The organism is Cohnella fermenti (genome assembly GCF_004801405.1).
GTDB lineage: Bacteria > Bacillota > Bacilli > Paenibacillales > Paenibacillaceae > Cohnella > Cohnella fermenti.
The window spans coordinates 18,911-43,350 of the sequence record NZ_SSOB01000024.1 but is presented as its reverse complement, the minus strand read 5'-3'; the positions used below and the strand labels follow the sequence as shown (position 1 = coordinate 43,350).

Below are 24,440 nucleotides of genomic sequence, written 5' to 3'. Positions count from 1 at the left end.
TTCCTATTCGTGCATAGCGGCGCACCGGTCTGCCGACCGGTGCGCCGCCCCTTCCCGTTGTCTGTCAATCGATCATGCCGGATGCGCGCAGCCACCGAAGCAGCGCGGCAGCCGCCTGGGCGCGCGTCGTCGCTGCCTTGGGGGCGAAGCTCGCGGCCGAAGTTCCGTTCATGATGCCAAGCTGCGATACGGCGTCGATCGCCTGTACATAAGCCTGATCCGCCGCCTTGATATCCGCATAGCGGTTCGGAAGCCCCGCATCGGTCGGCTGCAAGCCGCCAAGCTCCAGCGCGGCGGCCAGCATCGCGGCCATCTCCTCGCGCACAAGCGTCTGGCCGGGAGCAAAGCTCGAACCGTCGGCGAAGAGGAGCAGCCCCAGCTTCCGCGCGGCGGCAATCTCGTTCGCATACCAGGCGCTTGCGTCGACATCGTCATAAGACGCCGCGGCTTGCCCTCCGTTCGCCGCGCCTCCCAACGCTCGCACGAGCATCGTGGCGAATTCGGCCCGCGTCACCGGCCGATCCGGCGCGAATTGCCCGTTGCCGACACCCTGCAACAGCCCTTTGGCCGCTGCAGTCATGATTGCAGACTCGCCCCAGTGCCGGGCAATATCGGCAAATACCGGCTCGTTGCGGACCGCTGCATATACGCCGTCTCGGGCATCCCGGACGAGAAGGAACCATCTCCCTTCATCCTCCCCTTCGCCCTGTACGGACGTTGCCGGAACAAAATCGAAGCTGCCGTTGTTCTCGTCGTAACGGAAGACGCCCCAACGCTCCGGCAGCGCTTCGACATCCGGCGGCAGCGGGATCACCTTCGGCAGGCTGCCGGCAAGCCCGTCCGCAAGCTCAAGCGGCTCGCCGGTCCGGCTGTCCGCAACGGTCAATCCGTACGCCACGATGCCGCCAAGCGGCGTACCCGACGGCAGGCTGCGCCGGAATGCCGCAGAGATGTCCGCATTCCCCGATTGGTCCGTAAGCGCAACTTGCAATCTCACCCGTTCCGGGTCCAGGTTCAGACTTCGCAGAATCCCGCTGTAGTTCGGGATAAGCGTCGCCGGGTCCAGATGCAGTTGCAGTCCCGCATACGGCGTGTTGACTTGCAGTTGCAGCCCCCCGGCTTCCCCGCCGCTGCCGCTTCCGCTGTCGTAGTCCGCAGGGAGCCCCGGGTTGGGTGGGTTCGACGGATTGGACGGATTGGACGGGTTGGACGGCTCTTCAGGGTCTTGCGGGTCTTGCGGCTCCTCCGGCTCTTGCGGATCTTCGTTAGGCGGCGCTCCCCATTGCACGGTTCTGAACTTGGCGGGGTTCTTGTCAACGCCGATGCCCGAGCCCCATTCGATAAACCCTTTCCGGCCGCTGCCGTCATTGTCGTTGACGAGCAGGGAGAAGCTGATGCCGTCGCTGTTCTCCGGATCGACGGTCGGAATCGAAGACCATGGCAGCGCAAGCTCGTACACGGTCTGCTTCTGTTCCTCGTCCCGCTCTATCCGAAGCTCGCCGCTCCCGGTCTGATCCCCCGTTGCCAGCCCGGAAGGCGCAAGCCAGCGATAGATCTGCGCACCGGCGGCAGTGGACGATATGCCGTATTCATACCATTGCAGCCCGGATTGCGGCAGGCCGGAGGCGAACGAGAACTGAATGCTGTCGTTCTGCCATATGTCCGACCCGGACGCGGGAACCGCATGGACGTCATCATGAACAAGCGCGCTCATAAACAAGTAGTCCTTATCGTAGGAGAGCCAGACCTTGCCGCTCAGATCGTCGCTGCCGCCGTATCCCGTCATGACGACGGTGCCCCGATCCAGCTCGATCGCAGGCGTCTCGTCCGGCCGATCGACGATTCCGTCCGGTTCAATCGACGCATACGGCGCAAGGTTGAAGTCCAACTGGCCTTGATACATATAAGCCGGTTGTCCGGCGATGACGACAGTGACCGCCGCCGGATACGTCACGGCACGCTCCGTATTCTCGTCCAGCGGAACATCGAACTGCTGCGTCTCGCCGGGAGGCAGCTCCAGTCCGATCTCGCTGCTCCCGTTCTGCTCGCCGACTTCCCAGTCGATACGTTCGAAGGCGAGCGGGCGGCTGTCCGAACGGTTGCTCAGGGCAAAGCGAAGCAGCTTGCTTCCCGTCGCTTCGTCCATCACGGGCCAGAAGCTGACCTGTCCCGGATAGATCGTCTCGATGCTCGCATCGAGACGGCCGAACGGGCTGCCGCCCGCCTCCAGCCGACCGGACACATAACGAATGCCGGGGCTGTCGACGGCGGGGAGCGTTACGTCGATGCTTACCGCGCTTCCGGCCGCGGCCAGCACCTCGTATTCGCCGCCTTCGACGGCGAGGGCGGCGTCAATGTCCGCGTCCCCGAGGTTCGAGACCTCCAGTGTCATCTTCGCGGGATCTCCGATCATGCCATAGTCCCCGCTCAGACGGAAGGTGGCGTCCTCCTCCACGTTCGTCACCGCGCCTTGCACGTAGATCGGCTCGCCGCTCAACGTCAAGTACACCTTGCCCCGATAAGGGACATAAACCTCCGTATTGCCCATCATATCGGTCACCTGCAGAGGCCCGTCGGCCGTTAGCGCAACCGTCGTTTGGCCCAGCGACCATAAAGCTCGCTGCCGCTCGTCGCCGCGGCCGAACACATAGCTCGACAGACCGCTTGCCGTCTCGTCCTTGGCGATAAATTCCCAGCCCGTCAACTGGCGGGTCATCGCGGCGTAGGCCGCATAGGCGGGCTTCGGCACGAACGAACCCATGCTGTCGTTCCGATTGCGGATAACGCCGAAGTTATTCTCGTCCACATCCGGATCGGTGCCGTCGTTCATCAGATCGTACCAGTATATTTTCTCGACCCCTTGCGCCAGTTGAATCACGTAGCTCCGAACCAGATAATCGGCTTGCGTCTTCTCGTCGATCGCGCTGCCGCTATGCGTCGGCCAGCCGATCTCCGAGGACCATATCGGCTTGGACTGCCCGTCATTGTATGCCAGCACGAGCGCCTTCAGCGCCTCCAATTGCGAGATCATCGCTTCCGGCGCCTTGGGCTGCTGGTACGGATGAATCGATATGACGTCCATATAATCGAGCGCGCCCAGCTTAAACAACTCTTCTATCCAGTCGAGCGGCACGCCTGCCGCAGCCATCCCGACCACCGTTACGTCCGGATGGGCGGCTTTAATCGTTTCGTAGCTGATCTTAAGCAGCTCGTAATAAACCTCGGGCTTGGAATCCGCCGGACCGTTGCCCCGGTCGCCATAGCCCGGAATATTGAATTCATTCCAGATCTCCACCCAGGCGATCTGATCCGGGAATTGCGCAATCGAGGCGAGACCGTAGTTGGCAAAAGCCTCTCGGCCCTCCTCCGAATACGTCGTGCTGCCGCCGTCGTACAACGGGTTCTCCAGACCGAGCATGATGAGCGGCTGCAGTCCGTTCGCGGCAATCTGGTTCATCGTATTCGTGTAATCGGCGTTAAACGCATATTGCCCGGCCGTCTTCTCCACCGTTGCCCAATAGAGACCGTCCCGGACCGTCGTCGCCCCGGCCTTGGCCGCAAGCTCGGCCAGCAGCGGCGACCAGCCGACAGCCACGCTGGACAGGTGCGTATTGAACCCGAAGGGCGACGGGGACGCCCCGCTCCAGTCGTAGGCCGACAGGACGGCGAATTCCGTCTTGATTGCAGCCGGACTGCGTCCCGGCGATTCCAGAGTCGCCTCCAGCACGAAGTATCCCTTCTGCGTCATCGGAATCTCAAGCACCAGCTCGGAGCCGCTGTTGGCCTCGCTGCCCGAAGCGACCTCCCGGCCCTGCACATCCCGCACCGTCCAGGCCAGCGACTCGCGGTCGGTCGCGAATCGGAACTGGGCCGGCTCATTATCGAGGAACACGTTGCCAAGCGTCGTCTGTTCCAGGGCGATTCTGCGCGTCGTCGCCGTGCGGAACGGACCATCCTTGCTCTCGTTGCCGTCCCCGCTTATCGCTTCGATCTTGAACGTGTAGGCGGTGTTCATCTCCAGTCCGATCGCCGTATAGCTGTACGTGGCTCCGCTGACCGAGGCGATCGGCGCTCCGTTCTTATACAGTCTGTAGCCTGCCGTCTCGACATCGCCGCCCGCCGGCGTCCAGGTCAGCGCTACGCTTGTCTCGTCTCCGCTGGTATCGGCCGTCAGCGTGCTGTCAGACGGCCAAGCGGGGGCGGAGGGATCGGCCGGGCTGCGCGATATTTGCAGGTATGGCGCGTATTCGCCGCTTTCCTTGCTTTTGATCCGCACGAGCAACCCCTTGTCCTCCTCCTGCCTGAACAGCAGGCTGACCGGCTTCCCCGCCGCCGCTTGCGCTCTCGCGTATGCGGTCACATCGACCTCGTACCAGGCGTACGACTGGTTGTCGGAATGAAGCTGCGCGGAGGCGACATAATCGGCTGCCGCCGGCCTTCCGGCGTCCCACGTCACCGCCCCCTCCTGCCAATCCTCGTCCCCCGTCGCATACAGGCGAAGCCCGATATCGCTTCCCGTCGCATCGGTAATCGCGCCGTAGAAGACCAGCTTGGCCGCGCCGACGGGACCGTCATAGCCGTTCAGGTTGAACTTCATGTAGGCTTCGCGGGTGTATTCCGCTGTATCCTTCTTCACCAGCAGCTCGGCTGCTGAGCCGAAGTTGGCCGCGCTCTGCGCCCCGCCGTTGACATACGTATCGTCGGAAGGATAGAAGCGCGTGTTGTCGATGTCCGCCACCTGGACGAACCGCACGGCGTCCGCGCGCAAGCGGGTATTCGACGTTCCCTTGTTCAGTTGCACGTAGCCTGCGCTCCCGGCGTCAAACCGATAAGTGCCCAGGATGACCCAACCGCTTGTCCCGACGCTTCCGTTAATGACCTGCACGTCGGTTCCGTCCGCATGCGAGATCGTAATCGCGGCCGCCGGGTCTGTGGAAGGATCTACGATACGGTAGAAGGCAACCGTATATTCCCCGCTCTCCGCGAGCTCCGGCGTCCATCTGGCATACGCCGCCATATTGCCCGCTTCGCTGGCATAGCGGGTTGTGCTGCCCGCATACCCCGTGTAACCGGATTCCGCCCAAGCTCCGGCCGCCGATTCGACATAGCCGGCATCGCCGTAGTCGATAACAATGGCATCGCCGATCGCGGCCGACGCCTTCGACGGGCCGACTGCGGCCAGGCTGGCGAATACAATGGCCCAAGCCAGCGCGGCCGCCGTCCATTTGCGTGTCCAATGTGACATCTTGTTCCTCCTCCAGCGGTTTGCGTTCCGCTTCTGCTTGCCGCCTTCCGTGTACGGAAGACTTGGCAGCGCTTCCAATTCGGTATGAACATGACTGTTCAAGCGCGGGCTTTCTCTCTCTGTCAATCTTCGACCTCCTCGACATTATCGTTCGATCCCGCGATCCCCCTCATTGTAGCAATGCCGGCATCCGACCGAACAGGAACGAAACTTGTAAAGGGACATAACAAAACTTGGCACATTCCTTCTATTGAACAGGAATAGTTGGCAGCTTGGGCCCTCGCTCAACCCATTCAATCGCATGTCGCAGCCATCGGGCGATCCCGAAGGAAAATCCGGCACACAGGCGCTCCGGAGAACAAGGATTATGCCGGGAGGCTGTCGAATCATGACATATGGACACTAGAGCATCCCACTTCGGAAAATACAGAAAACTAATATTGTGCATCCTGTTGTTCGGTCTGCTGTTCGGTCTGCGCTGGCTGTGGGCCGCGGTGCTGTTCCCGATGGACCGCCCCCCGCCGATAACGGACGGCGTACTCGATCTGCGCGGAGTCGATTGGGAGACAACCGGGCCGATGAGGCTGAACGGGGAATGGGAGTGGTATCCGGGGCAACTGCTGTCCAGCGGGGAGCTTCCATCGGAGGCTCGGCCGCGGCAGACCATTCAAGTTCCCGGCAACTGGGGGACACCGTTCAGCCCATCCGGCTCATCAGGCCCGTCCGGCCCGGAACAGCAAGGTTCGGGCAGCGCCTACGGCTACGGCACGTACCGGCTGCGGGTTCTTGTCGATCCGCTGAAGCAACCGATCGCATTCTCGATTGCCAGCGTCAAGAGCTCCTCCGAAGCCGAAGTGAACGGCGAGATCGCGGGAGGCTCCGGGACGGTAACGGCCGATCGGGACACCTACAAGCCGAATAACGTCTCTTATACGGCGACCTACTATCAAGAGGATGCCACCGAGATTGAACTGCTGCTGCGCGTGACCAATTATGAATCGCCGCTGTCGGGCGGGGTTATCCGCCCCGTGCTGTTCGGGCTGCAGTCGGACATCGAGTCGAGCAGAAGCCATTCAATCGACTTCCAACTGATGACGCTGCTGATCATGCTGCTGCACGGCTTGTACGCCGGCATCGTCTATGCGTATAAGCCGCAGAATCGTTCTCTTCTGATCAGCGGTCTTATCTATGTGTCGGTCGGCCTTGTTGTCGCCGGCGGGCATGACAAAGTGTTGGCGATGTGGATGCCGCTCAATTACTCGTGGAGCATCAAGATTCGGGTACTGGCCGTCATGCTGCAAAATTATTCGGTGCTGCTCATGTATCGAAAGTTCGCGGGTATCCGGAAGATCGGCATTGGACTCAAAGCTTACACGGCTATGCTGCTGATTCTTGGCCTCGGCACCGCGCTCTTGCCGATATCGGCGGTGAACCGGATGCTGGATACGGGCGTTTATACGCTTGCTTTTCTAATCCCGCTTGTTTGGTTTGCAGCGGCTGTGGGGAAGCTCGTATTCGGCAAGTCGGAAGATAAGGATATCCACTTTATTCTGATATCCGCCGTGTGCATCATGTCCAATTTAATATGGACCAACGAGATCGGTTATGTCGAGCCGTCAAGCGTGTATTATCCGCTCGACCTGATTATTGCCGTTACGGCGTTCTCCGTGTATTGGTTCAAAAAGTATATTCGGAACTCCGACGAAGTGGAGCGGTTGTACGAGCAGTTAAAGATCGCCGATCGGATGAAGGATCAATTCCTGGCGAACACTTCGCATGAGCTGAGAACTCCTCTGCACGGCATCATGAATTTGTCCAACAGCGTATATGCGCGGGAACAGGACAAGCTGGAGGCGGAGAGCCGGCAGGCGCTGGAGCTGGTCGGAACGGTCAGCCGGCGCATGTCCAGGCTGCTCGACGACCTGCTGGATCTGGCCCAGCTTCGCGAGCACCGCATTGTGCTCCATCCGGAGCCGCTTAATCTTCATGCCGTCGTGCCGGGGGTTGCCGGCATGCTGGACTATATGGCCGAGGGCAGGCCCGTTCGGCTTCGCCTTGCGCTGGATCGCTCGCTGCCTCCCGTGTGGGCGGACGAGCAGCGGTTCATGCAGATTGTTTATAACCTGCTGCACAATGCTTACAAATTCACCGAAGAAGGCGAAATCACGGTGGCGGCGAAGCTGCTGAACGGGCAGGTCGAAGTCCGAGTCGTCGACACCGGCGTCGGCATGGATGAAGAGACGTTGGCCGGCCTGTTCGTCCCTTATGTGCAGGGAACGAACAACCGCAGCGACGGTCGGGGGCTTGGCCTCGGCATGAGCATCTGCAAGCAACTGGTAGAGCTGCACGGAAGCGAGCTGATCGTACAGTCGGAGCCGGGGCGCGGTTCGGCGTTCCTCTTCCGCCTGCCTGTGGCGGATGCGGCGGCGGAGACGGCGGCAACGACGGCGGTGGCGGCGCGGCTCGAGACGGCGGCGCCTGAAGGGGCGGCGATGACGGCCATGTCGGCGGCGGCCATGTCCCGTTCTCCGGGCGATGACGTCGGGGGGCAGACCGCCCGGATCGCGCTGCCGGATTGGCTCCGTTCGCCGGATGCCCCGATCCGCATTCTGATTGTCGACGACGACCCGGTTAATCTCAATGTGCTGGCGGGCATTTTGTCAACGGAACCCTATAACGTCACCAAGGCAACATCGGGCCGCGAGGCGTTGGAATGGCTGGCCGACGGAGATTGGGACTTGCTGATTGCGGATGTGATGATGCCGGGCATGTCGGGCTACGAGCTGACGGAGAAGGTGCGGGAGCGCCGTTCCGTCTCCGAGCTGCCGGTGCTGCTGCTGACGGCGCGCGGCCAACCGGCGGACATGTATTCCGGCTTCCTCGTCGGGGCCAACGACTATGTAACCAAGCCTGCGGATGCGACGGAGCTGAAGTACCGAATCCGTTCGCTTATTGCGTTAAAGCGTTCGCTGGCGGAGCGGCTGCGGATGGAAGCGGCCTACCTGCAAGCACAGATCAAACCTCACTTCCTGTTTAATACGATCAATTCCCTGATTGCTCTCGGCGAGATGGATACAGAGAAGATGCGCAAGTTCGGCGAGGCCTTCACATCCTTCCTGCGAATCAGCTTCGATTACTCGAACACGGGGGCAATGGTGGATCTGGAGCATGAGCTGGAGCTTGTGCGCGCTTATTTGTACATCGAGCAGGAGCGATTCGGAGACAGGCTCTCGGTCGTTCAGGAGATCGAACCGGACATTCGCTTGTCCCTCCCGCCGCTATTGATTCAGCCGCTCGTGGAGAATGCGGTTCGGCACGGACTGTTGAAGAAGGCAGGCGGCGGGATGCTGCGGCTGACCGTGAGGCTCACGGCGGACGGCGTGTCCGTCGCAGTCCGGGACAACGGCATCGGCATGCCTGCCGATCTGATCGAACGGCTGCTGAACCGTCCCGACCCCTCGCGCCCCGGAATCGGCATTGCCAACACGAATCGCCGTCTGATCCAGGCATACGGCCAAGGTCTGTCTATCCGGAGCGTGCCGGGGGAGGCGACCGTCGTCTCCTTCGTCATTCCTCAGCGGTCGTGAGCGTTGCCTCGCAAGCGGAGAAGCGATAAGCGCAAGTTCTCAATAAAATTTCGCTCGTCTTGAATGCTTTCCATTTTTCTGACAACAATTAGCTCTGTTGGCACTTATGGAAAATGGAGGACGTGCGATGAAGGGGACTTCCCGCGAGACACAATCCGCCCCGGTCGGCGCTTGTCCGCCCACATTGGAATTGACGCCCCGGCTGGAATGGTTCAAAGAACGGCTGGACCGTTGCTATGACGCGGTTTTTCATACGTTCACAATTGGCAGGGGCTTACCCTGCGTGCTCATTTATTTCCAGGGGATGTTCGATTACCTCAACGCGGAGGAGCATCTGCTCATGCCGCTGCTAAGAGAATCGTCCGAGAGGGTTGATGAGCCGGCCGGGTTGTTCGACGAGCATCGTATTCCGCTTGCCAGAACCATCGTGATAGACGACCCCGACGAGGCGATCAAGCAAGTGATGATGGGGCATGGCGTGCTTCTGCAGGAGAACGAAGCGCAGATGCTTGTGCTTCCCTTTGTCAGTTACGAGACGCGAGCCTTGGAAGAGGCGCCGAACGAATCGGTCATTCGGGGGCCGCGCGAGGCGTTTGTAGAAAGTCTGGACACGAATCTCACTTTGCTGAGGCGCCGCATTAAGAGCCCCCTGCTCAAAACCGAGCGGCTGACGTTTGGCGTCCACACCCAGACGTCGGTCATCCTTGCTTATCTGGAGGGGACCTGCCCCGATCGGCTCATTCGGGAAGTCAAGCGGCGGCTGGCCAACATCCGTATCGACGGCGTGCTCGGCTCCAGCTACCTGGAGGAGATCATCCAGGACTCGCCTTATTCCCCCTTCCCTCAGTTGCAATATACCGAGCGCCCCGACACGGTATCCGCTTCCGTGCTTGAAGGGCGCATCGCCATTCTGGTAGACAATACTCCGATGATCCTGCTGGCCCCGGTCACATTTTTTATGATGCTGCAATCCGCGGAGGATTACTACCAGCCGTTTATCGCGGCCTCCTGGATTCGTTGGATCAGGTTTATCTTTCTGAGCACCTCTCTTCTGCTTCCGTCGTTTTATATCGCGATCACAACCTTTCATCCGGAGATGATTCCGTTCAACTTGCTCATCTCTATCTCCTCCTCGCGGGAAATCGTTCCTTTTCCGGCGCTGATGGAGGCCGCGATGATGGAACTGGCTTTCGAGGCGCTGCGCGAAGCATCGGTGCGCATTCCCAAATCTATCGGACAAGCGGTGTCCATTATCGGAGCGCTCATCATCGGCACGGCCGCCGTGCAGGCCGGCATCGTTTCGGCGGCAATGGTTATTATTGTGTCGGTGACAGGAATCGCCTCCTTCATCATTCCGAATTTCGACCTGGGTTTGTCGTTTCGCCTGCTGCGTTTTCCAATGATGCTGCTGGCCGGCATGTTCGGTATTTTCGGCATTGCCTGCGGCATCATTCTCATCTATGTGCACCTGGTCAACCTGCAATCGTTCGGAACGCCGTACCTGGCGCCGGTCACCCCAAGAGCTGCCCGGTCATTAAAAGATACCGTATATCGGGCTCCGTGGTGGAAAATGCGCACCCTGCCATTTATGGCGAATCGGACAAATCGGTTGCGAGAAATCGCCAATATGCGGGCATGGGCTTCCTCCGAAGGAGCGGACGACGAGTGACAACCGCACTAACAAGGCTGTTCAAAACAACGGCCGGTTTGCTTGCAATTGCGCTTCTGACAGGCTGCTGGTCATCGATTGAACTGAACAACCGCGCTTTTGTCAGCGTTATGCTGATCGATCAGACGGACAAGGGAGTGGAATTGACGCTCGGCTTCCCTCTGACCAATCGGCTCATTCCGGGACAGACGGGCGGCAGCGGCGTGTCCGCAACCGCTTCCTCCGCCCAGCCGAACGCCTATATAAGCCGGGTTGGCCCCAGTCTTGAGGATGCACTCCAGAAAATTCAGGGCGACGTGCCGCGCCAGATCGCCTTCGGTCAAACGCACAGCATTATCATCGGCAGCCGCTTCGCCGAACGGGGAGTCGAACCGATCCTCGAGTTCGTCTTGCGCAATCCCTACCTGAAGATGAACACCAATCTGTTTCTGGTGGAGGGGCCTGTCCGGAACAAAGTTGCCCAAATGTCCATCCCGTTCGAACGTTTTTTGGCGTCCGTATTGAACGGATACGTAAGCAACAGACAAATTATGAGCACCACAGTCAAGGATCTGATGTATTCAAAAGCCAACGGAGGCGACGGCCTGCTGCCCATCCTGGGCTTTATCCATAACAACGCGGCGCTTGCTCCCGGTTCTCCTCCCAGCCTGACGACGGCAGGCGCCGCCATTTTGCGCAACGGCAAACTCGTGGAGACGCGGCTTAAGCCATCCGAGCTGTCCAGTGCCAGGGCGATACTGAACCAATTGAAGCAGTATATATATAGCATCGATTCGCCGACGGACGGCGGGAAGATAGGTTTTTATACAACCTCTCTGGATATGACCATTCGCCCGGCGCTGACCGGAGAAGACTTTAAAATCGTCATCCGTTGCAAGCTGCAGGCCGTTATCATCGCCTCGGATTCGGAGATCGATCTGGAGAGCAAAGGGGAAATCAGACAATTGGAGCAGGCGATCAACAAGATAGCAAACGAAGGGTTTGCCTCGGTGGTCGCCAAGACGCGGCAGGCGGGGGCGGACGTCTTCGGCTTCGCTCTTTATTTCTCCGTCCGGTACCCGCGAGAATGGAACCGCATAAAGGAGCAATGGCGGGACTATTACAAAAACCGCTTGGAAGTCAAAATTGAAACGGATGCGATGCTCAAACGCTCCGGCAGTTCGGTCCACTCTATTCGGGAAAAATTTTTAAATGACGAAGCCTGAATAGCCGGAGAAAGGAGTTCACATGCAAACCGTTACCCAAGCTCAGCTCTTCAAGCTGTTCGCGTTGCATCTGTTTTCCACCATGATTGCTTTTATGCTGGGCATCATGATGCAGCAGAGCGGTTATAACGGACCGCTGGGCATACTGTCCGGCGCGCTGATCGGGCTTGGCATGGCGTTTTTTGCCTATCGGCTGGGCATGCGGCGGCCGGATCGCTTTTTTGTCGAATATGGCAAGGAGATCGTCGGCCGGTGGCTGCATACCCCGCTTGTGCTTTTTATCGCCGTGGCGAATTTGCTGATCGGCATGATCAACTTCTGGGAGCTCCAGGATTTCCTGATCCAATTCTACCTGGTCAGTACCCCTCCTTGGGCGATTGCCGGCTTATGCGGCATCTGCATCGCCTATACGGTGCGCTTCGGAGTCAACTCCGTGTTCCGGGCTGCGGAAGGAATTTTTCTGTTCAGTCTGTTGTCATTCCTGCTGATTCCGATTCTGGTCAGCGAGAGCTTCAACTGGTATATCGGGGTCGGTCTGGCTACTCACTTCAGCCCGAGAGAAGCTTGGCCGTCCGCCTACTATACATCGTCCGTCTTCGGGGAAATGTCGTTTGTATTGTTCATTTATCCGTATCTTATGCAGCCGCACAGAACCTTTCGTTCCATGTCCGGCTCCATGATCGTGGCGGCTGCGCTGGTGCTGCTGCATATCGTTCCGTTGTTGCTTATTTTCGGCCCGGAACTCGCCTCCAATTTAAACTATCCCGAGCTGGAGCTGTTGCGCTTCATGAGGAGCGGCTCATTCCTGGAGACGCTCGACCCGGCGCTGATCGCCCTCTGGCTGATCAGTATTTTCGTCAAGCTCGGTTTTATTGTGTTCATTATCTCGTTAATACTGGCGCACCTGCTCAAACTGAAGGATACGAAGCCGTTCGTTTCTCCGGTAACCGCGTTTATTGCGGTCGGTTCGCTGGTCATTGTCAAGTCAAACATCCAGTTCCAGAACCTGATGACCGGAGGACTGCTGACCTTGTTTTTCGCGTCGGAATTGATTCCCATTCTGTACTATGTCGTCGACAGCCTCCAAGCGGCGTGGAGAAAAAAGCGGAAGGGAAGATTCAATTGACTGCCATCCTGTTTATTTACGGGCTAATAGCCGCGATCGAGTGGCGCTATACGCGCACCGGAAAACACAATAAGCATTCCCGTCTGCTCATATTCGGGTTCATCGCCTTGCTGCTGCTGCTTAGCGAATTGTTATATCTCATAAAATTGAAGTTTCAACTCGCCGAACCTATTATTGCGATTTTTAATCCTTTGGAGAAACTGCTGAAGTGAACGAACCCTCTCCGCTCTCCAGATAACGCAGTTGTTCCGGAGTCAGGACCAAGTCTCCCGCCTTGCAGCTATCCTCCAGATGCTCAAGCTTGTTCGCGCCGATCAGCGCGAACGCAGGGAACGGATGCGACAGCACATAGGCGAGCGCCGTCTGCGATGCGCGGGTCCCGAGCCGATTGCTCAGCGCCAGCACTCGCTCCAGGCGATCGTAGCTTGCCTCATTCGCGTACATCTCTTGGACGTGACCGGCCCTTCCTCCTTCAGGAGCCAGTCCGCGGCCATACTTGCCGCCGAAGAAGCCGGACGCCTGCGACGAGAAAGCGAATACGGCCAGCCCCGTCTCCACATGCCAGGCACGCGTCTCGTCGTCGATAGCGACGATGTCCGGCGGAAGCACCGGATTCAACACAGCCAGATTCCAATGCGGCTGACTGGCGACAAACGGGGTCAGCCCGCTCCGCTGGGCGTAACGATTGGCTGCCGCAATACGCTCGCGGGTCCAGTTGGAAGCCCCGATATAATGGACGCGTCCCGCCGCGACATGCTCGTGCAGCGCTTCCATGACGGCCTCGACCGGCCGTTCGGGATCATCCCGATGCAGCCAGTACAGGTCGATCCAATCCGTACGCAGCCGCTCCAGACTGTCGCTCAGGTCGGATCGGATCGAATCCGCATCAAGACGCGAGCGGGCAAAATCCGCCAGCGGCGGATGCGCCCCCTTCGTCGATAATACGATCTTGTCCCTGCTCCCGCGTTGCTCCAGCCACTTGCCGATCGTCCGCTCGCTCGCCCCTTTGCCCCCTTCGACCCAATCGCCGTACACATGCGCCGTATCCACCAGCGTGCCGCCGAGCTCGACGAATCGGTCCAGCAAGCCGAATGCCTCCTCTTCGCGGATAGCCGTGCCGAAGTCCGACGTGCCAAGCCCGATAACCGAAGGCCGCAGGTTCGTATCCCGTACTTGAATGTATCTCATCGTCATTTCTCCCTTTATGAATTTACCAGTATAATTAGGATAATAGAAAAAAGGGAGAAAAGCGAAATGGAAATTTACGCGGTTAAAATCGCGAGAGCAAACCCGGAGCAATCGATAAACAAGCTGCTGCAATACATCCCTGCCCAGAAAATAGAAAAACTGAATCGATTGCGCAGACAAGAAGACTTCATGAGATCGTTAGCGGCAGAATTGTTAATTCGCGTATTGATCGTTAAACGGACGTCGTTGCGAAATGAGGCTATCGTTTTCGGTACAACCCAATTCGGGAAGCCTTTTCTTAGAGAACACTCCCTCGACTCTCTCGAGTTCAATCTATCCCATGCGGGGGAATGGGTCGTTTGTGCAATTGGCAGCTCCCCTGTGGGAATCGATATTGAAGAGATCGCTTCTTGCGATGACGGAATGGCCAGACATGTTTTGTCGGATGAAGAGTACATGCAATTTTGCAGAAAAGATGAGGTTGAGCGCCGAGCCTACTTTTTTGATTTGTGGACGTTAAAGGAAAGTTATCTTAAAGCTATCGGCGCAGGGCTGTCGCTTCCTTTAAACTTGTTTTCATTTGCCCTGTCTGACGGTGAAATAATGTTCCGGAATGATCATAACGGCGAAGCCGCCTACTTTAAACAATTCCATCCAGACGATAAATACAAACTGTCAGTCTGCAGCACGGTTGATCTTTTCCCTGAGTGCGTTACGTTCTGGAGCTTTGACCGGTTGTATGAAAATTCCTTGCTTTTTCTCAATTGACGCTCATTCCCCCTGTGGTTCGATGACTTTGGCGGTTTGGAGTTTGGCGGTTTTATGTGGTTTTTCGCATACTGACGGGTTGACGGGTTGCGGCAGCTTCGGGAGGCAGTTAATGGCCAAAAAAACCGCTTGGACTTCAGCATACATCCAGATCTGGTCCGGCGCAGTTGGCATGTCGCTGTGAGGTGAGACAGAGGGGAATGGCGGGGTTCGCGATCGGTGATCCATCGAACTTTCTCATCCGCCGTGCACTAGCTTTTCTTCTCCCCACGGCTCAGGAACCTCTTGGCTCTTCGCCGCACCCCGACCGCCGCCGGGTCATCCCCACTCCTTCCCATCCTGATTTTGCGATTTTATGCGGTTTTTCACATTCATCGGTTTGAATGAGCCGCGATCTCGGCGTTTTATGTGATTTTTAGCATACATCCAGCAACTGCAGCCGGAATTTTCTCTATATAGGCTATTTTTCACATAGAATCGTCCAACCTGCCCGTTATCGCGCCGCTCGAATGTGAAATTTCACATAAATTCCTCGTATCCGGCGAGTCCGGCGAGTCCGGCGAGTCCGGCGAGTCCGGCGAGTCCGGCGAGATGCCCGGTCCCCCCTCCCGCATGATTCCAAATGGGCTGCCCCATGTCAAAAAAACGCGGAACGGGCACTTTGGCAAGTGTCCATTCCGCGGTTCGCAATTCCGGCGCGCAGCTCCCGGAGGTTCGCTCGCGCCGATCTCTACGGCTGACTCTAGGAAGCGGGCGGCGCCTTCGCCGCCTCGGCGGGAGCGGCGGCTGAAGCTTGCGGCCGCCGCACGGCCACGCCGGCCGTGTCGCGCTCGCGCAGCGTGAGAGCCAGCACCCACGCCAACGCCAGGAACGCGGCCGCCGCCAGCAGCGCGGCCCGATACCCCCACGCGCCCGGCCCCGCGGCCAGCGCGGCGTCGGCGGCTGCGCCGGCCGTCCCGGCAGCCAGCACGCTGCCGATGACGGCGACCCCAAGCGCAGAACCGAACCGGTTCTGCACTTGGAACAGCATCGTCGCCTGCCCCATGCGGGGCGGCTCGATGCGGGCGAAGGCCAGCAGTTGCACGGCGCCGACCGAATGCCCCAGCGTGAAGCCGCCGCAGAGCAGCAGCAAGCGCACAAGCCATGCATTCGTATCGGCCTGTACAAGCGAGAGCGCGCCGAACACGGCCATCGCGCACAGCAGCGCGACGGCGATGACCCGGCGCACGCCGAGCTTCCGGACCGACCACGGCATGCACTGCGAAGCCGCCATCAAGCCGAGCGCCTCCGGGAACGTTGTCAGCCCGGTATGGAGCGCGGAGGCGCCGAACAGATTCTGGTACATAAGCGGGAATACGTACAGCATGCCAAGCAGACCGGCCGAGGAGCACAGGGCGATCAGCCCTGCGGTCCGGTACAGCCGCTGCGACAGCAGTCCGAGCTGCAGCAGCGGCGCGGGCATACGCAGCGACCTCGCCGTCATCGCCGCCAGCAAGACCGCGCCCAGCAGCCCCGTGGCAACAATCTCGGGCGACGCCCAGCCGCGCATCGAGCCCTGGCTGAGCGCGTAGATCACCATCGCGAAGCCCGGCGCGCTCAGCAGCAGCCCGATCCAATCAAGCCGTCCGCTCCGCTGCGGCCGTCCGGCCGCCGCCAGTCCCGCCAGCCCCAGCGCGAAGGCAGCCGCGCCGATCGGCAGATTGATATAGAAGCACCAACGCCACGACAGCGTCTCGACGAAGAACCCTCCGAGAACCGGTCCGACGGCCGGCGCCACCGCAATCGGCAGCACGAGCGAGCGGGACAGATTGGCCCGCTCCTCGGGCGGAAAGGCGCGGAACAGAAGCGCCATGCCGACCGGCGCGATCAAGCCGCCGGCTGCGCCCTGGATTATTCGGAACAGGATGAGCCCCTCCAGGCTCCCCGCGAGTCCGCAGCAGACGGACGCCGCCGTAAATACCGCGATGGCGCTCAGCAGGACGCGCTTGCCGCCGAAGCGCTCCCCGAGCCAGCCCGCCAGCGGCAGCGTCAAGGCGACGGCCATCAGATAGCCGATATTGACCGTCCCCGCCTGTGCGGGCGATACGCCCAACTCCTCGCAGATCGCCGGCAGCGACACGTTGACGATGGTCGCATCCATGGCGACGAGGAACATCGCCGCCACATAGATCAGCCGAATGGCGACCTTCGGGTTCACGCCCCGCGCGCCCGCCGCCCGCATCCCCGTCATACGCCGGCCGCTTGCGGGGCGGCCGGCTGCGGACGCATGTCCGTCCAATGCTCCTCAATATAGGCCAGACAGGCTTCCCGCTCCGCTTCGTACAGCTTCGTCCACCCCGCCGGAATCTCGGCGAAGGCGGGCCAGAGCGAATATTGGCCTTGCGCGTTCGCAAGTGCGTAAAACTTGTCTTCCGTTGCTTCAAAAGGATTGCTCATGCCGATTCTCCTCTTCTCAAATTTTATCTCGAATTGCACGCTTCGCCTTCCATCTCCGCCAGCTTCATGGTGATGATCCGCCCGATGTCCGCCAGCGGGCCCGGCTGGCACAGATCCTTATGCCTGCAGGCCAGGTCGTGCCGCTCGATCGAGCCGGTAATATAGGGCTGCCACGTCTGCGGAGAGATCGGCGTGAACCAGTCCGGGATGACCGTCGAGTGGACGAACAGCAGATCGCCCCTGTACGTTCCCGGCCGATAGGCGCCCAGGATGCGCACGGAATTCACATACGTATCCTTGAGGCTCATGATGACCGACGGTTCAAGGCTTGCGAGCGCACTGCCGTCGCTGCGGAGAATGTTGACCGCGGCCTCCATGTCCAGCACCCCGCCGAGGCTGTCCGGATCGTAACCGCCGAGCGCCAGCAGAGCGATCAGCGCCTCCTCCTCATTCGGCCCTTCGCTGATCGGCAGGAAGTGGCTCGGGAACGCGTCCAGCATGACCAACAACGCGATCTCCTCGCCCTCCGCTTGCAGGAGCGACGCGACCGCATGGGCCACATTGCCGCCGAGCGACCAGCCGAGCAGGTAGTACGGGCCGTGCGGCTGCACCGAGCGGATATGCGCGATATAATCGGCCGCCATCTCCGCCAGGTCCGCCGGCAGCGGCTCCCGTCTCGCGATGCCTCTCGCCTGCAGGCCGTAGATCGGCACATCCGGCCCGAGCGACTTCATGAGGCCCGCGTAGCACCAACTGAGCCCGCCCGCCGGGTGGATGCAGAAGAACGGCGGGCGCGTGCCGCTTGTTCGCAGCGGCAGAAGCACCTCCAGCGCGCCCTCGCTGCCGCCGCCCTCGAGCTTGGCCGCGAGGCCCCCCACCGTCGGCGCTTCGAACAGCGTGCCGATGCCGAGCGACACGCCCAATGCATCGCGAATCCCGCTCATGAGCTTCACCGCGAGCAGGGAATGGCCGCCGAGATCGAAGAAGCCGTCGTCGATGCCGACCTTCGCGAGGCCCAGCGTCTCCGCGTACAGGTCGCACAGTATCTCCTCCTGCGGCGTCCGCGGGCCTCTGCCTCCGGCGGCCAAGGAGAAGTCCGGCGCCGGGAGCGCCTTGCGGTCCAGCTTGCCGTTGACCGTGAGCGGCAGCTCCTTCAGCACGACAAACGCCGCGGGCACCATATAGCTTGGCAGCGCCGCCCACGCCTGCCGGCGCAGCGCATCGGCGTCCAGCTCGACGCCGGCCTCCGGCACGATGTAGGCCACCAGCCGCTTGTCGCCGGGGATGTCCTCCCTGGCGATGACGACGGCCTTGGATACATGCTCGGCCTGAGCCGCCACCGCCTCGATCTCGCCGAGCTCGATGCGGAAGCCGCGGATCTTGACCTGATGGTCGATCCGGCCGAGATAGTCCAGCGTCCCGTCCGCGAGCCAGCGCGCCAGATCGCCCGTCCGGTACATCCGCGCTCCGGGAGGTCCGTACGGATCGGCAAGGAACCGCTCCGCCGTCAAGCCCGGACGCCGCCAATAGCAGCGGGCGAGTCCCGATCCGGCCACGTACATCTCGCCCGTGACGCCCGTCGGCACATGCCGCATATAGCGGTCGAGCACGTACACCCGCAGGTCCGGAATCGCGCCGCCGATCAGGCTGGCGCCCTTGCTCTCCGTCAGCTCGCGCGACAGCGGGAAATAACTCACATGCACCGTCGTCTCCGTGATGCCGTACATGTTCACGAGCTGCGGCGCCCGGTCGTCGTGGCGGTCGTACCAATCCCGCAGATGGCCGAGATCGAGCGCTTCCCCGCCGAAGATGACGTATCGCAGCGACAGCGTCCGGCCGAGCTCCGGCCGCTCCTTGTCTGCCTGCATGAGCTGGTAGAAGGCGCTCGGCGTCTGGTTCAGCACCGTCACGCGCTCCCTGCAGAGCAGCTCGAGGAACAGGTCCGGCGAGCGGGACGTCCGGTGCGGCACAATCGCGAGCCGGCCGCCGTACAGCAGCGCGCCCCACATCTCCCATACCGAGAAGTCGAACGCGTACGAGTGGAACAGCGTCCATACGTCCTGCGGGCCGAAGCCGTACCAGCGGTCGGTCGACGCGAACAGGCGCACGACGTTGCTGTGCGGAATGACGACGCCCTTCGGCTTGCCGGTCGAGCCCGACGTGTAGATGATGTACGCGACCGCATCCGGCGCAAGCGGAGCGACGCGGTCGCCGTCCGTCGGATCGGTGTCCGGATAGCGGGCCAGCAGTTCCGCCGCAGGCGCGTCGTCAAGCAGCAGCAGCTCTTGCCCGGCCAGTGCCGGCGCCGTCTCAAGGCAGCCCACGATGCACGACGGCTGCGTGTCCTCCAGCATGAACGCGAGGCGGTCGAGCGGATAATCCGGATCGAGCGGCAAGTACCCCGCGCCAGCCTTCAGCACCGCCAGCACGCCGACCATCATGTCGATGGAGCGCGGCAGCAGGAGGCCGACGAGCCGCTCGGGACCGATGCCCCGGGAGATCAGAAGATGCGCCAGCCGGTTCGCGCGGGCGTTCAGCTCTCCGTAGGCGAGCGTCTCGCCTTCGTACGTCACTGCCGCCGCATCCGGCCGCTTCGCCGCCTGAAGCTCGAACAGCTCCGCCAGATGGCGCCCGGTCCAGGCATGAGCCTCCGGCAGCGCGGCCTGAGACGCGCGCGCCGTCCGCTCCTCCGGCAGCAGAATCGGCAGCAGGCCGATCGGCATGTCCGGTGCGGACACGGCTTCCGCCAGCAGCAGCTCCAGCCGGGCCGCGAGCTTCTCGACCGTGGCGCGCTCGTACAGATCGTTCGCGAACTCCAGCCAGCCGTCGATGCCGTCCGGCGTTCCATCCGTCCCTCTTCTCTCCCTGAACTCAATCGTCAGGTCGAACTTCGCCCGGCCCACCGTCGCCAGCCGCAGCTCGGCGTCGATGCCCGCCAGCGGCAGCCGGGGCTCCGGCGTATTCTGGAAGGCGAGCATGACTTGGAACAGCGGATGCCTCGCGCGGGACCGCGGCGGATTCAGCACCTCCACCAACCGCTCGAACGGCACGTCCCCGTGCTCGTAAGCGGCCAGATTCGCGCTGCGCACCCGCTCCAGCAGCCGTCTGAAGCTCGGATCGCCGGAGGTATCGGTGCGCAGTACGATCGTGTTGATGAACAGACCGACCAGGTCGCCGAGCGCGTCGTCGTTGCGACCGGCGATCGGACTGCCGAGCGGGATGTCCGTTCCCGCGCCGAGGCGGGTGAACAGCGCGGCGAGCCCCGCCTGCACGACCATGAACAGGCTCGTTCGCGTCGCCCTTGACAGCTCCAGCAGACGGGCGTGCAGCCCGGCCGGCAGCGTTACCCGGATCGTATCCCCGGCATGCGTCGATTCCGCGGGACGCGGGCGGTCCGTCGGCAGCTCGAGCTGATCCGGCAGAGCGCGCAGCGTATCCTTCCAGAAGGCGATCTGGCGCGCGATCAGGCTGTCCGGATCGCTCTCGTCGCCGAGCAGCCGCTCCTGCCAGAGCGCGTAGTCCGCATACTGCAGAGGCAGCGACGTCCACGTCGGCGCCTCTCCGCTCATGCGGGCCGCATAGGCGGCCGCAAGATCCCGCGTCAGCGGATCGAGCGACCAGCCGTCGCCGACGATATGATGCAGCAGGAGCAACAGCACATGCCGCTCGGGCCCAACCGCATACAGGTGCGCCCGGAACGAGGGCTCCCGCGCCAGATCGAAGCCGTAGCGCGCGGCGGCGGCCAACTCGTCCGCAAGCGCCTCCTCCGGCACCTCGGAGAAGATCAGCCCGATCTCGCAGGCGTCCGCAGCCAGAATACGCTGCGCCGCGGTTCCGTCCCGCTCGGGGAAGACGGTCCGCAGAGTCTCGTGGCGCCGGACGACATCCCGCAGCGCCGCCTCCAGGCAGTTGCGGTCAAGCGGACCGGTCAGCGCGGCGACTAGCGGGATATTGTACGTCGGGCTCGGCCCTTCGAGACAGTCGAGGAACCACAGGCGGCGCTGGGCGAACGAGAGCGGAATGTCCGCCGGACGCACGGCCGGGCGAATGCCCGGTCTCGCCGCGGCGGCACTGTCGATCCGCCTCGCGATGCCCGCCACCGTCGGCGTCTCGAACAGGCTGGCGATGCTGAGCTCGGCCTGCAGCCCTTCGCGGATGCGGCCGACCAGCCGCCCCGCAAGCAGGGAATGCCCTCCCAGCTCGAAGAAGTCGTCCTCGATGCCGACCAGCGGCAGCCCGAGCACCTCGGCGAACAGCGCGCAGAGCAGCTCCTCCTGCGGCGTGCGGGCCGCGCGGACCGCGGGACCGGCGAGCTCGTGCGGGGCCGGCAGCGCCTTGCGGTCCAGCTTGCCGTTGGGCGTCTGCGGGAACCGCTCCACGGCGACGAACGCCGAAGGCACCATATATTCCGGCAGCGACGCCGCCATATGCGCGCGCAGCGATGCGGCGTCGACAGCCTCGTTCGCCGCATAATAAGCGACCAGCCGCTTGTCTCCCGGCCGGTCTTCGCGGACGACGACCGCACCTTGCGTCAGGCCCGTATAGCCGCTCAGCACCGCTTCGATCTCCGGGAGCTCGATGCGATAGCCGCGAAGCTTGACCTGATGGTCGGCACGTCCGCAATAGTCCGTCGTGCCGTCCGGCAGCCGGCGCGCCATATCGCCGGTGCGGTACATCCGCGAGCCCGGCGGGCCGTACGGATCGGCGACGAACCGCTCCGCCGTCAGCCCCGGACGCTGCCAGTAGCCGAGCGCGAGTCCGTCGCCCGCGATATACAGGTCGCCGGTCACGCCGGGCGGCACAGGCTGCAGGCCGCTGTCCAGAATGTACAGCTGCGTATTCCAGATCGGCCGGCCGATGGACGGCTTGGGCACGTCGCTGTCCGCTTCGTACGTCGCGCTCGTCGACCAGATCGTCGTCTCCGTCGGGCCGTACAGGTTCGTCACCCGGCAGCCGAGCGCCTGCAGATCGCGCAGCAGGGCGCCGGACAGCGCCTCGCCGCCGACCAGCGCGCGCAGGCCGCGCAAGCCCTCCGGCGCCTGCTCCAGCAGCGCATGCCAGAGCGACGGCGTCGCCTGCATAAGCGTGGCGCCCGACGAGCGGATGAGCCGCGACAGCTCCGCAGCGTCCTGGACCGTCCGCTTGCCGGCGACGATGAGCCGGGCGCCGCTTAAGAGCGGCATAAATATCTCGAGGATCGAAATATCGAATGAGATCGTCGTGACCGCGAGCAGCCGATCCTCCGGCGTCAGCCGGAACTGCTCGCCCATCGCCAGCAGGAAGTTCGTGAGCGCGGCGTACGGGATGACGACGCCCTTCGGCTTGCCCGTGGAGCCCGACGTATACAGAATGTAGGCCGGATCGGCGCCTTGCGGGACGGCGTTCCGCTCCCCGCCCGCGATATTGTCGTCCGCATAGCCGGCCAGCTCCGCCCGCACGGCGGGATCGTCGAGCCGGACGAGCGCCTGCCGGTCCGACCCTACCGCCGGCTGCGGCAGCCTCTCCGCCACCTCGGCCGTAGTCAGCATCACCAGTGCGCGGGCGTCCTCCACCATATAGGCGATCCGGTCCGCGGGAAAATCGATGTCCAGCGGCAGATAGCCGGCACCGGTCTTGTGGACGGCCAGCATGGCGACGATCATCTCCGCCGAGCGGGGCGCCGCTATCGCCACGATGCGCTGCGGTCCCGCGCCGCGTGCGATCAGCAGGCGCGCCAGCCGGTTCGCTCGCGCATTCAGCTCCGCATAGCCGACCGTCTCCGCGTCGTGGACGAGCGCAACTGCGCCGGGACTGCGCTGCGCCTGCGCCTCGAACAGCTCCGACGTACGGGCCTGCGGCACGGGCCGAGCCGTATCGTTCCAGCGCCTCAGCTCCTCCTCGCGCTCCGCCCCGCTCAGCAGGGCAAGCTGGCCGACCGGGTCGCCCGGCAGCGCGCTCGCCGTATTTTCGAGGAAATAAAGGAGACGCCGATGATGCGCACGCAGCTCCTCTTCGGCATACAGCTCCGGATTCCCGTCCAGATCGAGCTGCAGGCCGGCGCCATCCGGCTTGAGGTACACGTTGACGGCCACGTCGTCGACCGGTCCGGCCGACAGATTGTGCTTGATGCCGGGCGCGTCGCCGAACTGCAGCCCGCTGTCGAACGGCATCATATTGACCATCGGGCCGTACAGCCTGCGGCCGTCGCCGACCCGCCTGAGCTCGCGGCGCAGCTCCTCGTGCCGGTAGCCCTGGTGCTTGCGCGCTTCGCGGACCTCCCGCGCGGCTTGGCGCACCAGCTCCGACACCGTCGTCGCCGGCCTGACCTGCAAGCGCAGCGGAACAATGTTCATGACCATGCCCGGCGTGTTGAGCGATGCCGAGCCGAGACGGCTCATCATCGGCAGGCCGAGGATGACGTCCTCCGCGCCCGTAAGCCGGTGCACATACGCGGCAACGGCGGCGAGCACGATCTCGGACCAGGCGACGCCGTGAAGCTGCGCGGATCGGCGCAGGCTCGACGCGGCGGCGGCGGACAGCTCCGACGAATGCCGCACGACCCGATGCGCGCTCCGCGGCGCACGGTCGGACAGGCTGACGGCATCCGGATCGTCGGCGAACCGGTCCAGCCAGTACCGGCGGTCGGCCTCCATTCTCTCCGAGCCGCGGTAGCCCTCGTCCTCGTCCAGCACGCGGTGCCAGGAGCCGAAGCCCCCGTTCATCCAAGGCCGGCCCTGCTTCATCGCCGTGTATACCTGCGCGACGCGCTTGGTCAGCAAGGAGAAGCCGTAGCCGTCGATGGCGATATGATGAATGCGCTGATACCACAAATAACGTTCCGGGCCGAGCTTGAACAGCGCTTGGGTCAGCAGGGGCCCTTCGGCGAGCTTGCACGGACGGCCCAGATCGGCGTCCATCCAGGCGCGTGCCAACTCGAAGGGCTCCGCCTCTCCGCTCAGATCCGCCTCGTGCAGCGTCCATCCGGAATGAGGCGCGAGCACCTGCCAAGGTCCCTCGCCATCCTCCTCGAACCGGACGTGAAGGGCTTCGGCTTCCAGCCATGCCTGACGGAGCGCCGCCTCGAACGTCCGGCGATCGAGCGGCCCCCGGATGTCGACATATTCGCCCGTATTGTACATGGGGTTGTGCGGGTCGAGCTGCTGGGCATACCATATGCCCGCCTGAGCGCCCGACAGAGGTCTGCGAATCGTTGGCGCGACCAGCATTGCGGTCATCT

11 protein-coding genes are annotated in these 24,440 nt (G+C 62.2%); 6 read left to right on the top strand and 5 right to left on the bottom strand.

The annotated features are described in order from the left end of the window. Window positions 1–64: 64 nt before the first annotated feature. Window positions 65–5,371: a CBM96 family carbohydrate-binding protein gene (locus E6C55_RS18575; RefSeq protein WP_136371314.1), complete on the bottom strand. Its 5,307-nt coding sequence runs from the start codon at window positions 5,369–5,371 to the stop codon at window positions 65–67. 314 nt (window positions 5,372–5,685) lie between these two features. Between E6C55_RS18575 and E6C55_RS18570 the strand changes: the two genes are divergently transcribed. The 5 genes from E6C55_RS18570 to E6C55_RS18550 all read left to right on the top strand — a co-directional run bounded on the left by E6C55_RS18570 (window position 5,686) and on the right by E6C55_RS18550 (window position 13,044). Further along, the gene (locus tag E6C55_RS18570) at window positions 5,686–8,832 is read left to right on the top strand and encodes an ATP-binding response regulator (RefSeq protein WP_230986746.1); all 3,147 of its coding nucleotides are present in this window, start codon (window positions 5,686–5,688) and stop codon (window positions 8,830–8,832) included. 106 nt (window positions 8,833–8,938) lie between these two features. After that, window positions 8,939–10,501 carry a spore germination protein gene (locus tag E6C55_RS18565; protein ID WP_136371312.1) on the top strand — a complete coding sequence of 521 codons (1,563 nt, stop codon included), beginning with the start codon at window positions 8,939–8,941 and terminating at the stop codon, window positions 10,499–10,501. Further along, window positions 10,468–11,706, top strand: coding sequence for a Ger(x)C family spore germination protein (locus tag E6C55_RS18560; protein ID WP_136371311.1), 1,239 nt, complete (start codon window positions 10,468–10,470; stop codon window positions 11,704–11,706). Before E6C55_RS18565 ends, E6C55_RS18560 begins: the two co-directional genes overlap by 34 nt. Before the next feature lie 22 nt (window positions 11,707–11,728). Then, on the top strand, window positions 11,729–12,832 hold the full coding sequence (locus E6C55_RS18555) for a GerAB/ArcD/ProY family transporter (protein ID WP_136371310.1): 1,104 nt from the start codon (window positions 11,729–11,731) through the stop codon (window positions 12,830–12,832). After that, window positions 12,829–13,044, top strand: a complete 216-nt coding sequence (locus tag E6C55_RS18550) for a hypothetical protein (RefSeq protein WP_136371309.1) — start codon at window positions 12,829–12,831, stop codon at window positions 13,042–13,044. The genes E6C55_RS18555 and E6C55_RS18550 overlap by 4 nt, the downstream gene beginning before the upstream one ends. Here the strand turns inward: E6C55_RS18550 and E6C55_RS18545 are convergent. Further along, entirely contained in the window at window positions 13,016–14,020 is a 1,005-nt protein-coding gene (locus E6C55_RS18545) for an aldo/keto reductase (protein ID WP_168735736.1), read from the bottom strand. The two genes, E6C55_RS18550 and E6C55_RS18545, sit on opposite strands and share 29 nt — an antisense overlap. 66 nt (window positions 14,021–14,086) lie before the next feature. On the opposite strand from E6C55_RS18545, the gene E6C55_RS35085 reads away from it, so the two are divergent. Continuing rightward, on the top strand, window positions 14,087–14,788 hold the full coding sequence (locus E6C55_RS35085) for a 4'-phosphopantetheinyl transferase family protein (RefSeq protein WP_330999638.1): 702 nt from the start codon (window positions 14,087–14,089) through the stop codon (window positions 14,786–14,788). 742 nt (window positions 14,789–15,530) lie between these two features. Here E6C55_RS35085 and E6C55_RS18535 read toward each other — a convergent pair. Genes E6C55_RS18535 through E6C55_RS18525 form a run of 3 tightly spaced genes read right to left on the bottom strand, consistent with a single transcriptional unit; the run spans window position 15,531 to window position 24,429 of the window. Then, window positions 15,531–17,018: a DHA2 family efflux MFS transporter permease subunit gene (locus E6C55_RS18535; RefSeq protein WP_230986744.1), complete on the bottom strand. Its 1,488-nt coding sequence runs from the start codon at window positions 17,016–17,018 to the stop codon at window positions 15,531–15,533. Next, complete coding sequence (locus E6C55_RS18530; RefSeq protein ID WP_136371307.1) at window positions 17,015–17,224, bottom strand: MbtH family protein; 210 nt, start codon at window positions 17,222–17,224, stop codon at window positions 17,015–17,017. The genes E6C55_RS18535 and E6C55_RS18530 overlap by 4 nt, the downstream gene beginning before the upstream one ends. 23 nt (window positions 17,225–17,247) lie before the next feature. Next, window positions 17,248–24,429, bottom strand: coding sequence for an amino acid adenylation domain-containing protein (locus tag E6C55_RS18525; protein ID WP_136371369.1), 7,182 nt, complete (start codon window positions 24,427–24,429; stop codon window positions 17,248–17,250). Between the last annotated feature and the right edge of the window lie 11 nt (window positions 24,430–24,440).